General features: G+C 69.7%; 18 protein-coding genes. 13 read left to right on the forward strand and 5 right to left on the reverse strand.

The window, feature by feature from the left end; translation table 11 throughout:
• Positions 1–556 precede the first annotated feature (556 nt).
• Positions 557–697 (forward strand): hypothetical protein, encoded by a 141-nt coding sequence (locus tag QQS16_RS39470; RefSeq protein WP_286067457.1) that lies wholly within the window; start codon positions 557–559, stop codon positions 695–697.
• A gap of 650 nt (positions 698–1,347) precedes the next feature.
• Here the strand turns inward: QQS16_RS39470 and QQS16_RS44115 are convergent.
• Positions 1,348–1,557, reverse strand: a complete 210-nt coding sequence (locus QQS16_RS44115; RefSeq protein WP_502963967.1) for a hypothetical protein — start codon at positions 1,555–1,557, stop codon at positions 1,348–1,350.
• Positions 1,558–2,615: 1,058 nt separating this feature from the next.
• A complete protein-coding gene (locus QQS16_RS39480; protein WP_286067458.1) occupies positions 2,616–3,314 on the reverse strand; it encodes an SDR family oxidoreductase in 699 nt (232 codons plus the stop codon).
• A 633-nt stretch (positions 3,315–3,947) separates the two neighbouring features.
• On the opposite strand from QQS16_RS39480, the gene QQS16_RS39485 reads away from it, so the two are divergent.
• The 10 genes from QQS16_RS39485 to QQS16_RS39530 all read left to right on the forward strand — a co-directional run bounded on the left by QQS16_RS39485 (position 3,948) and on the right by QQS16_RS39530 (position 8,920).
• Positions 3,948–4,538 (forward strand): TetR/AcrR family transcriptional regulator, encoded by a 591-nt coding sequence (locus tag QQS16_RS39485; RefSeq protein WP_286067460.1) that lies wholly within the window; start codon positions 3,948–3,950, stop codon positions 4,536–4,538.
• A gap of 140 nt (positions 4,539–4,678) precedes the next feature.
• On the forward strand, positions 4,679–4,855 hold the full coding sequence (locus tag QQS16_RS39490; RefSeq protein WP_286067461.1) for an alpha/beta fold hydrolase: 177 nt from the start codon (positions 4,679–4,681) through the stop codon (positions 4,853–4,855).
• Positions 4,856–5,271: 416 nt separating this feature from the next.
• Complete coding sequence (locus tag QQS16_RS39495; RefSeq protein ID WP_286067462.1) at positions 5,272–5,694, forward strand: peptidase inhibitor family I36 protein; 423 nt, start codon at positions 5,272–5,274, stop codon at positions 5,692–5,694.
• 39 nt (positions 5,695–5,733) lie between these two features.
• Complete coding sequence (locus tag QQS16_RS39500; RefSeq protein WP_286067463.1) at positions 5,734–6,066, forward strand: DUF952 domain-containing protein; 333 nt, start codon at positions 5,734–5,736, stop codon at positions 6,064–6,066.
• Entirely contained in the window at positions 6,057–6,290 is a 234-nt protein-coding gene (locus QQS16_RS39505) for a hypothetical protein (protein ID WP_286067464.1), read from the forward strand. Before QQS16_RS39500 ends, QQS16_RS39505 begins: the two co-directional genes overlap by 10 nt.
• A gap of 120 nt (positions 6,291–6,410) precedes the next feature.
• A complete protein-coding gene (locus QQS16_RS39510) occupies positions 6,411–6,548 on the forward strand; it encodes a hypothetical protein (protein ID WP_286067465.1) in 138 nt (45 codons plus the stop codon).
• Positions 6,549–6,654: 106 nt separating this feature from the next.
• Positions 6,655–6,861 (forward strand): hypothetical protein, encoded by a 207-nt coding sequence (locus QQS16_RS39515; RefSeq protein ID WP_286067466.1) that lies wholly within the window; start codon positions 6,655–6,657, stop codon positions 6,859–6,861.
• Between the two features lie 509 nt (positions 6,862–7,370).
• Positions 7,371–7,733 (forward strand): sortase-dependent protein, encoded by a 363-nt coding sequence (locus QQS16_RS39520; RefSeq protein ID WP_286067467.1) that lies wholly within the window; start codon positions 7,371–7,373, stop codon positions 7,731–7,733.
• Positions 7,730–8,344 carry a class F sortase gene (locus QQS16_RS39525; RefSeq protein WP_286067468.1) on the forward strand — a complete coding sequence of 205 codons (615 nt, stop codon included), beginning with the start codon at positions 7,730–7,732 and terminating at the stop codon, positions 8,342–8,344. The genes QQS16_RS39520 and QQS16_RS39525 overlap by 4 nt, the downstream gene beginning before the upstream one ends.
• 84 nt (positions 8,345–8,428) lie before the next feature.
• Positions 8,429–8,920, forward strand: coding sequence for an RNA polymerase sigma factor (locus QQS16_RS39530; RefSeq protein ID WP_286067469.1), 492 nt, complete (start codon positions 8,429–8,431; stop codon positions 8,918–8,920).
• Between the two features lie 741 nt (positions 8,921–9,661).
• Here QQS16_RS39530 and QQS16_RS39540 read toward each other — a convergent pair.
• Together QQS16_RS39540 and QQS16_RS39545 are read right to left on the reverse strand one after the other, a co-directional pair.
• Entirely contained in the window at positions 9,662–9,910 is a 249-nt protein-coding gene (locus QQS16_RS39540; protein WP_286067471.1) for a hypothetical protein, read from the reverse strand.
• Positions 9,907–11,241 carry a S8 family peptidase gene (locus tag QQS16_RS39545; protein ID WP_286067472.1) on the reverse strand — a complete coding sequence of 445 codons (1,335 nt, stop codon included), beginning with the start codon at positions 11,239–11,241 and terminating at the stop codon, positions 9,907–9,909. Before QQS16_RS39545 ends, QQS16_RS39540 begins: the two co-directional genes overlap by 4 nt.
• A gap of 475 nt (positions 11,242–11,716) precedes the next feature.
• On the opposite strand from QQS16_RS39545, the gene QQS16_RS39550 reads away from it, so the two are divergent.
• Entirely contained in the window at positions 11,717–12,061 is a 345-nt protein-coding gene (locus tag QQS16_RS39550; RefSeq protein WP_286067473.1) for a hypothetical protein, read from the forward strand.
• Between the two features lie 176 nt (positions 12,062–12,237).
• Positions 12,238–12,432: a hypothetical protein gene (locus QQS16_RS39555; protein WP_286067474.1), complete on the forward strand. Its 195-nt coding sequence runs from the start codon at positions 12,238–12,240 to the stop codon at positions 12,430–12,432.
• A gap of 239 nt (positions 12,433–12,671) precedes the next feature.
• On the opposite strand, the gene QQS16_RS39560 is transcribed toward QQS16_RS39555, so the two are convergent.
• Positions 12,672–13,325, reverse strand: coding sequence for a hypothetical protein (locus QQS16_RS39560; RefSeq protein WP_286067475.1), 654 nt, complete (start codon positions 13,323–13,325; stop codon positions 12,672–12,674).
• Between the last annotated feature and the right edge of the window lie 195 nt (positions 13,326–13,520).

Genomic DNA, 13,520 nt, shown 5'->3' on the forward strand with positions numbered 1-13,520 from the left:
ACGTCGACACCGAGCAGACCGGGAGGCCGCGCGCAGGTGGGTCCGCCCAGCCGGCCACCACGGCTCGCTCGGCGGGTCACGGGCGGCCTGGCGGCGGCCGTGGATCGCTTGTGGCCCTGCCGCCCAGGCGGGATGCCGTACTTGTGCTGGCACGCCTCGGCGAAGGCGCACATCGAGGCATGGATCTCCCACCCCTGCGAACCGAGACACTCGCTCAGGTCCAGCTGGGCATCGCCGCCGGTCCGCTGCTCCGGACCGTGCGGCGCGCTCTCCTCGGTCCCGCCCTGGGGACGGCTCCCGCGCCCTGCCGTCACTGCACGCGCCGGCCCCACCGTGTGGGCGTCTTTGGGGAGACGCCATAGCGGGCGAGCGATGCGATCAAGCCGGCGCAGCTGAACGCTCGCGGATACGTGTCGCGCCGCGCTGCATGTTCGTTGTCACGTCTTCGAGCACGAACCAGATGACCAGGTGGAGTTGGTTCCACAAGTCCGCGACCGGGGTGATGACCCGTCGCAGTGTCCAACAGCATGGTCCTGCCCTGGGGGTGCCGTCCGAGATGTCGGCGACCACGTCCGGCTGGGTGCGGACGGCCGCGGCGGTGGTCTGCGTGAAGACGGTGCGGGTGGTGGGGGTGACCATCCAAGAGGTCGCGCTGAGCGGCGATGAGACCGATCCGTCGGCTCGCCGCCTGTCGTAGTGGCCCCGGGCGCGGGGTGACTTGCCCACGCCACGCGTCCGGAACTCCGCCGCGCGACGGGCCAGTTCACGCGCTGGCCGCCCGGCAGGAGCCTCTCGGTCCCAGCCCGGCGGTTCACCGCGGGGACGACCCGGATGCGACTCTGGTCGCACAGGGGACACCTCGGACTGCGACTCCAGTCGCATGCGATGACGACCCGGGATCGATGTGGCGTCGCGTGTTCCGCCCCGAGGATGGCCGGGTGACCGAGATCATCGCAAGGCTGTCCATGTCCCCTCTGGAATTCCTTGCCTTGCTGGGTGCCGTCGCGCTGGCTTCCCCCCGCTGCCCGTCCACGTGTCACGACCGTGGCGGGGGCGTCTCTCGTGCTGTCCGCGATCGTGCTGGCTGTGGTGGGGGTCCGCTGGCAGATGTTCCCGGTACTGGCAGGCGCTGCCTTCGTGTTGCCGTTCGCCCTGTCTCCCCTGCTGCGACGCCGTACCGGCCGGCCGGCGTGGCGGGCCCGATGGTGGCTGGCGTTGCCGGGGTCGGTGTCCTGCGTCGGCCTGATCGCCACGGGTCCGGTGGCCGCCTGGGCCTTTCCTGTACCCGTGTTCCCCGAGCCGTCGGGCCGTTTCGCGGTCGGTACCCGCGTGGTGCAGTGGGCCGACTCACGTCGCCCCGAGAGCTTCACCGCCGATCGGCACGACCGGCGTACGGTCGTGGTCCAGCTCTGGTATCCCGCGCGGAACAGCCCCGCGGGCGCGCAGCCGGCCCAATACCTCGGACGTACGGAGCACGAGGCGCGCACGGTTTCCGATGCCCTCGCCCGCCAGGTGGGCCTGCCTGGCTTCCTGGTCGACGGCGTCCCGCGTGCCCACTCCTGTTCGGTCTTCGACGCCCCGGTGGCCGGTGGGGGCGGACGGTTCCCGGTCGTGCTGTTCTCTCCCGGATCGGGCGGAGTGCGCACCCAGAACACCGCGTACACCTCAACGGGATCGAGGCGACACCCGACGGCAAGACCCTGGTCGTCGGTCACTTCACGAACCAGCGGATCTACACGATCAACCCGCGCACCGGGGCCTCCAAGCTCATCAAGGGCATCAAGGCACCCAACGCCGACGGCCTCGTGCTCCACGGCCGACGGCTGTGGGTGTCCCAGAGCTTCGGCAACAAGATCTCCCGCTTCAGGCTCAGCGGCGATCTGAGCCGTGGCACCCTCGAGAAGGAGAGCAACAGCCCGGCCTTCGGCATCCCGGCCACGGCGGCGCGTTTCGGCAACCTGCTCGCCGCGGTGAACACGCACTTCGACACCCGTCCCAGGCCGGAGGACCGCCCGCCTCACCCACCTATGAAGTGGTCGTCGTCAAGTCCTGACTCCGGCCACGACCCATGACCGCGGGGTCGCCGCCGCGCAACAGGATGCCGCACGGCGGCGACCGCCGCCGGTCACTCGGCCGGAACCCGCGGATGGATGCGCGGCACCGGCCGATTCATAGCCGCCCCGTGACGTTCCCGCGGTCGCGAGGGATCTGACTTCTCGGATTGGTCGCGGGTCTCATCGTGGCGTGCACCTGCCGTCGGAAGCAGACCGGGGAGACCGTGCACACCTTCAACTCCGCGGAGCCGAGCTGGAAGCTGAGCCTCGGGTCGATGTCCTTGAGGCGGCACTTCGCGCGGCCAGAAGGTTACAGAAGTGCCAGAAGGTGCGTCTGCTTCGGTGTCAGCGGTCTGCCGCCCGGACTGGGTGCCGACGTTCCGGTCGGCGCGGTCACGACGTGGGTCGGTGGCTCCCGCCACGATTGCCCTGACGTCGGTGGTGTGGTGCTCGCCGTCCTGCGCCGCCGCTGTCCTGACGTCGATGGCGCGACGGCGCGGGAGTGGGACACCGGGCATCGGCGTCCGCCCAGCTCGGTGCCGATTCCTGGGCGTTCGGCCCTCAGGGGAGCTGCGGGTAGAGCACGGAGACGCCTCCGGCCAGTGCGGCCTGCGCCTGGCGGGAGGTGTCGTCCGCGAGGATCTCGTAGGCGCCGGCGGCGATGCCGTCGACGGCCGTCCGGGCGATGTCGGCCGGGTCCGACTTGGCTGCGTCGACTGCCCGGGTCATGTCGGTGTCCATGTAGCCGACGTGCAGGCCGGCCACGCGGATGCCCTGCTCGGCGAGTTGCACGCGCAGGGCGTTGGTCAGCGACCACTCCGCGGCCTTGGCGGCGCTGTAGGCACCGGACTGCGGGAAGCTGAACCAGGACAGGACGGACAGGATGTTCAGGATCGCGCCGCCGCCGTTGGCCGTGATCTGCGGTGCGAAGCCGCGGACCACCGACAGGGTGCCGTAGTAGTGGGTGTCCATCTCCAGGCGGATGTCGTCCAGGTCGGCGGCCAGCAGGTCGGCGCCGGTGGAGGACCCCGCGTTGTTGATCAGGATGGTCACGTCCCCGGTGGCCTCGGCGGCGGCCGCTATGGATGCGGGGTCGGTGATGTCGAGCGCGATCGGCTTGGCGCCGGGCAGGTCGACCTGGTCGGGGTCGCGGGCGCCGGCGTAGACGGTGGCACCGCGGCTGAGCAGTTCGGCGGCGAGTGCGCGGCCGAGGCCCCGGTTGGCTCCGGTGACAAGGGCGGTGCTGGTGGAGAGGTCCATGAAGAGTTCCTGGTGAAGTGAGAAGGGCTCGCTGCTCGCGGCAGCCACGCCGCCGGTGTGCGGTGTGCGGTGTCGGCCGTAAGGCGGGTGGTCACAAAGTTGTCGTGGGCAGGTCGCGGGCGATGGTGGAGAGGTGCTCGGACGGGAAGAATTCCAGGCCGGTGATGGTGTGGTCCGGCGGCTTGCGCTCTGGGGGAGCGCCGGTCGGCCAGGGGTGAGCGTGCGGTCTGTCTCGCGAAGCGAGGGTCTTCGCCCTGATGTCCGAGGGCGGACCCGTCACGAGGGCTGTCGGTCGAGTCGTCGGCGTTGAGAACCCGTGCAGTGAAATTACGTTCATAATACTATGGGGTTGCTTCGGTGATTGCAAGCGCTCTGCGCGGAGAAGGGGGCGGGCGGTGCGGTGCGCCTTGCCTTGACCGCAAGGTGGGTGCCGCCTCTTCGGCCGCCGCGAATCCGTCGAGTGCCGCGGGGGTGCCGCCCGCCGACGACCCCTGCGTGACCCACGTACCGCTCTGCGTCGAGCCCTTCGGCGCGGTGGCGCGGTCGACCCTTTGGAGTATGTTCGCAATACAATAGACTGGCGAAGTCGGTGAAGGGCAACCGGTCATTCCGGCCGGCGAAGGAGCGTGTGCTGTGGTGCGGTACGGAAAAGAGCACAAGTCGGAGACGAGGCGACGGATCATCGAGGCGGCGGGCCGCCGGTTCAAGCAAGACGGCATCGACGGCTCCGGGGTCTCGACGCTCATGAAGGACGCGGGGCTGACCAACGGGGCCTTCTACGCTCACTTCGCATCCAAAGACGACCTCGTCACCACCGCGATCGCCGACCAGTTGAAGACACAGGCCGAGAACGTCGTCGCGCGAGCTGCGCCTGGCCGTGCCGGACTCGAGCAGATCGTGCGGGGGTACCTGTCGCCCTGGCACCGGGACAGCCTTGGCGACGGCTGCCCCAACGCCGCTCTGCTGGACGAGATCGGGCGCTGCGCCGACCCGACCAGGCAGGCGTACACCGACGGCGTGCTGGCCCTCGTCGACGGCATCGCCGCCCGCATGGCGCCCGAGGCCCCGTCCTCCGCGCATGTGAAGGCGCTCAGCCTCCTCGGCCTGATGGCCGGGACGCTGCAACTGGCCCGCGCCTTGACCGACGATCAGCTCGCCAATGCGCTCCTCGATCAGGGGATCGACAACGCCCTCGCCCTGTTGGACGCCGGGCAAGGCGTCTGACGCGCCAGAGCGGTTGCCGAACTGCCGGAACTGACGAACGAGGAGAGCGCATGGTCGAGATGTCATTGCGGCGATGCCTCAGACCGGAGCCTTCGGTGACGCCCCCTTCGGCCGGTGGGAGCACTTGTCGCCACCCATTCGTGCGGGTCGTCGTCGCCGACGGTGACCACGACCTCAGGGCCGCGAGCAGCAACTCGGCCGACATGGCCCGCCGGATCCCGAATGCCCGGCTGAAGATCTACCCGAACTCCGGGCACCGCGGCGTCTTTCAGCACCGGGAGTTCGTCCCTGAGGTTCTCGCGTTTCTCGACGGCTGAGCGGCTGGACCGGTCGATCGCCGGAAGGGTCGCCCTCGTCACCGGTGGCGGCTGGGGCCTGGGCGCGGCGACCGGGCGGCCCCTGACCACCGCTGGTGCCCGGGTCTTCGTGATCGATCCGCACCGCCCGGCTGCGAGCGAGGCGATCGACGAACGGGTCACCTACCTGGTCGGCGATGTGACCGACCTCGATGAGGGAGAGGCCGGCTCGGGGGCCTTCTTGCCCGGCGGAATCACTTGCACTCCGGAACGGGCCATGTCCGCCGTTGACAAAACGTTCCGCGTCCGGCCGAGTGCGCGGAACGGGCAGCAAGTGGGCACCAAAGTGAGCTGGTATCCAAGTAGTCGGCCGGCGGAGCATGCGCTGTGTAAGCCCGGCGACCACATCCGGGCCCGAGTCCAGGAGACATTGGCACATGCCCAAGCCCATAGGGAGAGCCCTGTCCACCACGGTGGCCGCTGTGGCGGCCGTCACCGCCCTGGGAACAGCCGTCGCTTCGCCGGCCATGGCGGACTCCCGGGACTGCCCGGCCAACGCGTTCTGCGCGTGGGACAACTCCAGTTACAACGGCAGGCTGATCCACTCGAATGCCGGACAGTCGGTCTCCAACGTCGGCTTCTACTTCAACGACAAGCTGACGTCCTATTGGAACCGCACCAACCACTGGGTCTCGCTGTACGCCCACGCGGGGTACGGGGACTGCCTGGTCAGCATCCGGCCGGTCCAAGGGAGCCCGCCCTCGGCATACACCATCGATGGCCGCCCGCACGACACTCACCCCGCGCACTACGCGGGCCCCGCGAGGACGGCACCGCAACAGCCGTCGGATGGGCGGTAGTTGTCAGGGTGTGGGCGGCTGAGGTCGTAGCGTGGGACCATGCCCGAACGCACGCACATACTCCACCTCACCGAGCGCTCCCTGCGGGACGCAGCTGGCGAGCATGGCGCGAGGCGGATGTCGACGCGCGGCCGCACACTTGAGCAGGGGGCTTTCATCCGCTGCCCGGCGCGTGCCCAACTCCCTTCCATGGCGGCCTTCCCGTACGGCTCCTACGAGGGCCCCGACGAGCTGGTGCTGCTCGTCGTGAACCCTGTGCGGTTGGATGTGCCGGTGAAGTACGGGGCGCCGGGGCATGGGGCTGAGGAGTCCCCGCATGTGTACGGCCAGATGCCGCTGGGCGCGGTGGTTGAGGTGGAGCCGTGGCGGTGACGGGCCGCCGCGGGGCATGGCGGTGGGCCGTGGCGGTATGGCTGGTCCTCGTGGCCGTCGCGGGCGGGCTGACCCTGTGGTGGCAGGACTCGGCAGAGCCGCAGCGACACGGCTGGGAGGAGTCTGCCCCTACACCGTCGCTCCCCGAGGGATGGCAGTCGGCGTGCGCGGCGGCGACGCCCGACGAGAACGGCGAGGTGCTCTGCTTCTTCAGGACCCGCTAGCCACCACCCGTTTTGACCTGTTTTTCTGGCCGTCTGGGGTCCGGGGCTCGGCGACGGAGGCATGGACAGGAGCGGTTGAAGCCGCAGCCGGGGTCATCGGCCCGGCCGGGGTGGAATGGCATGAACCCCTCCGTGCTGCTCCGGCAGCGACCCGCCACCATGGCCATGAGCATCCCCGGCACCAGCCACGACCTGCACCTGGAGCAGCCTGGAATTCTGCACACCGCGCTCTCGGACTTCCTCCAGGGCGTCGTCTGACAACCCCTGCGCGGGTGACAACGACACCATGCCAGCTTCCCGCAGACAGCTGTCGATCCGCAGGATCGCAGGGCTTGGTACAGACGGCTCGGGGAACTTGGGTGTCATGCAGATTCTCAGTGGGATTCTGGTCGCGCTGTGTGGAGTCGCCATGATGCTCATAGCCAAGCCGATGGCAACGTGGGAGGCCGACAAGGTGGAGGTATGGAGCGGCCTTCGCCATCTGCACGGGGTGAACTACAACCGGATCTGCTTCCTCCTGGGCGGTCTGGGCGGCGTTTTCGCAGGCGGGTACCTGATCGTCACCGGCTGACGTTCCTCGCGGGCCATCCGACCCGTCCTGGCCGTTCAGGTGGGCGCGGCACCGGCGTCCAGATCAGGTATCCGACCGGGCCCTTGACTGACGAGGACGGCCGGGCATGAGCTTGGACGCTCAGCATCCTGCGCCACGTACGAGGTCAGAGTTCGGCCCTTCAGATCCGTACGGGGTGCTCACGTGATGGCAGCCCCAACTGAGGCTGTGACTCCTGGATGCCTCTCAACGGCCTGTTCTTTCCCAGTGAAAGGGGTCATCCACGTCAGGCTCACAGCCTCCTCCTGCCTGCGTGACAGACTGAGCCGCTCCTGCCATCACGTCTCCGCTCGCCCTGCGAGATCAATTGCGGGACAGCCCTGAGGCATGTCTGTCTGCTTGCGGGGTGATGACGCCGGGCGGCTTTGCCATTTCTTTGCAACCCGTCCTCCCGCTGCCTCGTCTCTCTGCTCGTTCCGTAACGCAGCCCTGCTCAGCCATGGGGGCCGCCTGACGAAAGTGAGCGATTGATGCGACGAACGGTCTTCAGCGCTATGGCACTCGCGTGCGCCGCCGTGCTGGCGGGCACGGTGCCCGCGTTCGCCGACGGGGGGAGTACGACTCCTGCCCCCGCCGCACCGACCCTGGCCGCTTCACCGGTCCCGAGTGCCACCGACGCCCCGACGCCGGCGCCGAGCACCGAACCGACCCGGGCGCCGGCCCCCGGGGAGGTCTCCGTCGTACCGAGTGGAGCACCCGACACCGGTCAGGCGCCGACGTCGACGCAGTCCGGTTCCGAGAGCGGGCTGATCGCCGGGGGTGCTGCCGCGGTACTCGTCGGTGGTGGCGCGGCGGTCTTCCTCGTACGTCGTCAGCGGGCGACCGGGGCATGACCTTGCCCTCCAGGCGCGCCTTCGCCACCGCGGCGATGGCCTCGCTGCTCGTGGGCTGCGGTGGTGGCAGCCAGGCCGGCCGGGCCACGGCCGCACGCTCCCGGAGCACCCCACCGTCGCCGCGGCGCTCCGCGGAGGGGGCGCATGCCCTCGGGCGTTCGGTCCCGGTCAGGCTGAAGATCCCGGGCATCGAGGTCGACACCCCGCTCATGCGGCTGGGGCTGGCCCCGGACGGCACCGTGGAGGTGCCCCCGATCACGGCGGACGACCAGGCGGGGTGGTACCGGCACTCGCCGACGCCCGGTCAGACCGGCCCGTCGGTGATCCTCGGCCATGCCACGGTCGGCGCCTACGGGGATGGGGTGTTCCGTCACCTCGCGCGAGTGCGGCGGGGCGACCGGATCGTGGCGCGCCTGGAGAACGGCACGGCGGCCGCTTTCACCGTCCAAACCGTACGGACCGTCGCCCAGGCGGACTTTCCGACGGACGCGGTCTACGGGGACGTGGGCCGCCCGGAGTTGCGGCTCATCACGTGCGGCGGTCCCCGCCTTGGCGACGGCTATCGCGACAGCGTGATCGTCTTCGCCGCGCTGAGCTCCACGAGCCCCTGACCCACCGCCCGGATCCCGGGCCGATGGAACCGTAACCGTCAGCCCGGGATCCTCCCTACGAGTGCAGCACGACCATGGAGAGCGTTGAAACGGTCACGCGAGAAGGCAGCGTCCGAGTTGTTCGCCGCCCTCTACCCGCGCCTCGCCGGCTGGTGCCGCCGTCTGGTCGACGACGACGAGACGGCCCACGAGATCGCCTCGGAGGCGTTCACCCGTCTCTGGGCCCGCTGGACATCCGTGACGGAGCCCCGGGGCTTCCTCTACGTCACCGCGGCCAACCTCGTCCGGGACCATTGGCGCAAGCTCGAGCGAGAACGCAGAGCCATACACCGTGCCACCAACGAAGCGGCCGTCCGCCCGCAGACCGAACAGGCCGACCCGTCGGTGCGCCTGCTCGTGCAGTCGCTGCCGGAACGGCTGCGCGTCCCGATCCTGCTGCACTACTACGCTGACATGCCGATCCGGGAGGTGTCCGTGCTGACCGGGCGCAAGGAAGGAACCACCAAGGCCGACCTCCACGCGGCCCGAGAACTGCTCCGCGCCCACCTGAGGAGAAGCCTTGATCACACACTCTGACGACGGTCCGGACTTCGAACCCGACGACCCTCTCGCTGTCATCCTGCGGCCCGCCTCGGACTACCTCGGCCCACCCCCCGGCCGGTACGAAGCGATCCGCCGCGGCGCGGCCCGCCGCCGACTGCTGCGCGCCGCCGCCGGAATCGGCCTGTCGTGCGCCGCCGCCGCCCTCATCGTGGTGCCGCTGCGCCTGTCGGCACCCCAGGCACCCGCGTCCCCCACGGTCCCTCTCGCCCCGCCGCCCGCGAGCAGCCCGTCGGCCGTGCCCACCCCGTCGGCGTCGCCCGAGCAACTCCAACCCGGCCCGGGTGAGCCGTCCCCGACCGACAGCCCTCGTATCCCGCCCAGCTCCACGGCCCCCACTCCCGTGCCGTCGACGGTACCGACTTCAGCCCCATCACCATCAGTCGAGCCGTCGGTGGCTCGGAGCGTGCCTCCCACGACACTCGACAGCAGCTCGCGACCGTAGGTCACGCCGTAGCGATCGCGGCTGCACGAAGATTCACGAGTGCGAGTGCGAGTGCGGGTGCGAACCGAATGCGCCGAGTGGACTTGCCCACGTCCAAGGCGCGGAACAACCGGAGTTCGGCAGCCACATTGCTCAGCACTGCCTGTCGTTGACGGACACGCTTCCATCAGGGATCAACCGGTACCGCCAGGACCGCGACAGCACCCCCCGGGATCATCAAGGACAGGGGCAACGAGTCGTACCGAGAAACTACGCGCCCCGGTCACCCAGCTTCACTGAATCGGGGAGTCGGGTGGGGGGAGGTGGATGGTGCGGTCCCGGTCCACGGCTACGACGCCGGCGACCTCCGTCAGAGCAAGGATCCGGTCCTCGGCGATGGTTCCGGACAGTGTGCCGAGGATCGGTTGCTCACCTGTGACGGTCAGCCCGGCCCGTCGCGCGGCCTCGACCACGTCAGCGAACCGGTCGGGGTCGACCGCGAGGATCACTCCGACCGGTTCGGGCTGCGAAGACGTGTTCACGGGGCCTGGAGCAGACCGGAGCCGACGTCCTCGGCGGGTTGCGTCAGCGGGAACGCAGCGGACAGCAGGCTGGTCTTGAGGCCGTCCGCACTGGCGTTGGGGTTGGCCTCGGCAAGCAGTGCCACGACGCCCGCGACGTGCGGCGTGGCCATGCTGGTACCCGACATCGAGGTGTACCCGCCGCCGGGTGAGGCCGAGTGCACGTCCCTGCCGGGTGCGGCGATGTTGATTTCGCCGCCGGCGCCGTTGATGGCGCCGCAGGAGAAGAACGATGTGGTGAGCGACTGGTCCAGCGACGCCACCGCGAGGATGGAGGGGCAGTTGGCCGGCCGGCCGACGGGCCGGATGACCTGAGGGCGTCGGCTCTCGTTGCCCGCAGCGGCGACGATCAGGGTCCCCCGCTGGAGCGCTCGCTGGGCGAGCTGCTCATACGTCTGGGGGAAGAGTTCACCGCGCCGGACGGGAGCACCGAGCGACATGGAGATCACCCGTGCGCCGCGGGCGACGGCCCAGGCCATGCCCGCCAGGATCTGGCCGTCGGTGCCACTGCCCGCGTTGCTGAGCACCTTCCCGGCGAGTATCCGGGCCTCGGTCGCCACACCGTAGCGGGGCCCCTGTTGGGGGCTGGCCGGGCCGGCCGCGGTGCCGATGCAGTGCGTGCCGTGGCCGTGGCTGTCCTCGACGGTCTCACCGGGCACGAAGGAGGCCGTGTCCTCGATCCGGCCGACCAGGTCCGGATGGGCGGTGTCCACACCGGTGTCGAGGACGGCGATCTTCACGCCGCGTCCGGTCAGGCTGGACAGGTTGGCCCGGATCGCCTGGAGGCCCCAGGTCCACTTCTGCTCGTCAAGGGCCGGGCCCTGGGCAACGGCCATCTCGGCCTTGGTGTGGCGTTCGACCGTTTCCTCGTCGCTGCGGTAGGCCGGGAAGAACTCGGTCGGTGCCTGCTGCGGGGCGGTGATCACCGAGGCGTAGACCATGCGTTCCGGTTCGGCAGCGATGATCGACGGATCGGCTTCGGCCGTGGTCACCAGCGCGTGGCGCTGGTCGGCCCGCACTTCGACGACGGCGGCGGCGAGTTCTTCGAAGTGCACCGAGACGTCGGGGTTCTCGAGGAGTTCGGCGACGTTGGTGGCCTCGGCTCCACTCACCTGCTCCACGGGCGCGATGTCGGCGGCGGAACGCAGTGCGTTCAGCCCGCTTTCCTGGTTGGCCGGGTCCAGCAGGACCACGTACCGACCGGTGTACTCCGCGCCCCCACCCGACGGTGCCCCATTGGCTCGGGGCGGCTGGTCGCCGAAGGCGTGCCTGTCCAAGGGTGCGTTCGCCATGGAATTTCCCGCTTTCTGTGCGCTTCCCCGGCCAGTGGACGCGCGCCGACGCGCACAGTGCCAGGCTCGAGGGTTGGTGGGTCGCGATTCGGCCGCGTATCGACGCGCGAGCCGTCGCCTGCCGGGCTGTTCCTGCCGGGCTCGATGTCTGGGCAACGTCCTTTTCCACCGTCGCACCCGGTCCGGGGGCCCGCAACACGACGGTACGTCGGCCGTGCGCGAGGTGCTGACTGTCGGTCGCGGCACCGGAGTTGACAGCGGACCGGCCCCGCTTCAGTACCGTCAGTGATGGTGAAATGTCTGATGTGGTCGACTTCAGCAAGTCTCTTTCGACCGGATCCACCGGATCCACCGGATCCACCGGATCCACCGGATCCACCGGATCCACCGGATCCACCGGATCCACCGGATCCACCGGATCCACCGGATCTCCACGCTCCCGGTGACAGGCAGAAACTCACCGAGGGAGACGGACATGAACGAACCGTCCGCACACCCACAGCCTTCGCCCCGGGATGCCGGAGGCGAGAACCCCACGGTGCGCTTCGACGCCACGGTCCACCCCGGGCCGGCGAACCGTGATCTCCTCGGCGTCGCCGATCTGGACCTGGACCGGATCCTCGACCGGGAGGGTGAGGTCCGGGTGGCCGCCTCCGCGGAGGAGTGCCGGCGACTGCTGGAGAGCGGCTACGAAGTCCATCTGCACGCCCAGGTGCCCGTGCGGCCCCTCCCCGCCGAACTGGTGGAACACGACGACTCGGTGAAGCAGGAGTGCCCCCGCTCAGGCTGGTGCCAGATCACTCAGACGGGACTATCGTAGAAACAAGGGATCGGACTCGCCGCCGAGACCCCCCGCGTCGAGGGCCGCGTGGCCGTCCCCCCGGAAGGACACCGGCTCGCCGCCCGCGACAGCATCGATCTGGACGATCTGAGCAACGAGGTCTTCCCCGGTGGCCAGGTGCTCCCGACAACGGCAACGGCCACGAGACCGCCGATGTGGCCGAGCTCATCTCGCTGGTGAGGATCGGACGCGTCGTCGCTGTCGTACGCCGCTCACTCCGTGCCCCGGGCATCGTGTGCGTTCTCGTCGCCGACGCAGGCCCCAGCCTGCCGGTCATCGCCCGCCGGGAAGATGGCCACCGCGACCACGTCACCGCACTCATCACCGCCGCCGCGTCACTGCAACACTGAGGCCTTTCCAACGTTCAGCGGTGGCTGAGCAGTTGGCGTGACAGGCCGACGAGGCACCTGGTAGACGGGTTCCCGACCACTGTTGCGCCAAGGGTTGCGCCTGACGGGTGCACCCGGTGTGGCGACGGGTCGCGCCTGACGGGTGCACCCGTTGTGGCGACGGGTCGCGCCTGACGGGTGCACCCGGTGTGGCGACAGCTGTGGCGCGAGCCTTCGCAGCGTCTCGGAGGCGTCCCAATTCAGTCGTCGTTTCTAGTGTTCTGCCTCGGCAGGAACCTCTGGCGTGCCCAAAGGCTCAGTAGTGCCGTCGCGCCGACCAACAGCGGCACGGGGTCGCGGGCAGGCGGAGCCAGCACATATCCCAGCACCGTGACCGTGCAGACCGTCAGGGGAATGAACGCCGCCGCACCCTCCATCCCCCGTCGCAGCGAAGGACGAGCGGTGCCCAGGGCGCTCGCCCCGCCGGGCACCCAAGGGCCGACAGCGGCCACCAGCAGTCCCGCGGTGGCGCAGGCGTCGACCAACTGAGGGAACATCGTCGTCTCAGGGCCGTGTGGGCCAATCGTCCACAGTCGCAGGGTGTCGCCGATCAACATGAGGGACAGCCCGACGATCCCGACCCACAAGGTGGCTCTCTGGTCACTGTGGACGAGACGGCGCAGGGAGAAGAGAAAACTGAGAAACACGACTTCCGCGACCCACAGGACACCGACCATCCCCGTCCCCAGCTGCCAGCCGTTACCGGCCCCACGCAGCAGTACCCATCCCGTCATGAACACGGCGCCGGCTGTGACGATCCCGTCGAGCACGCGCCGCAGCAACACGTGCCGGCCTGTGCCGGCATCGGCCGCGACCACCAGACCGGCCATCCCCAGGCCGACCGTCAGCGTCACTCCGGTGACCACCACCGAACCCAGCAACGATCGCGCGTCCCCTCCCGAAGCTGGAGGCTGGGCCGACAGTACGGTGACGGCTCCCCGGTACACACCTCCGGCTACCGCGGAACCCCCCAACAGCAGCAGACGCATCCGGACCCGTCCGCTCGTTCCCCTCGCGCGGAGCATGAGGGAGGCCGCCAATCCCCAGCA

It is taken from the genome of Streptomyces sp. ALI-76-A, from assembly GCF_030287445.1.
In the GTDB taxonomy this organism is placed as follows: Bacteria; Actinomycetota; Actinomycetes; order Streptomycetales; family Streptomycetaceae; genus Streptomyces.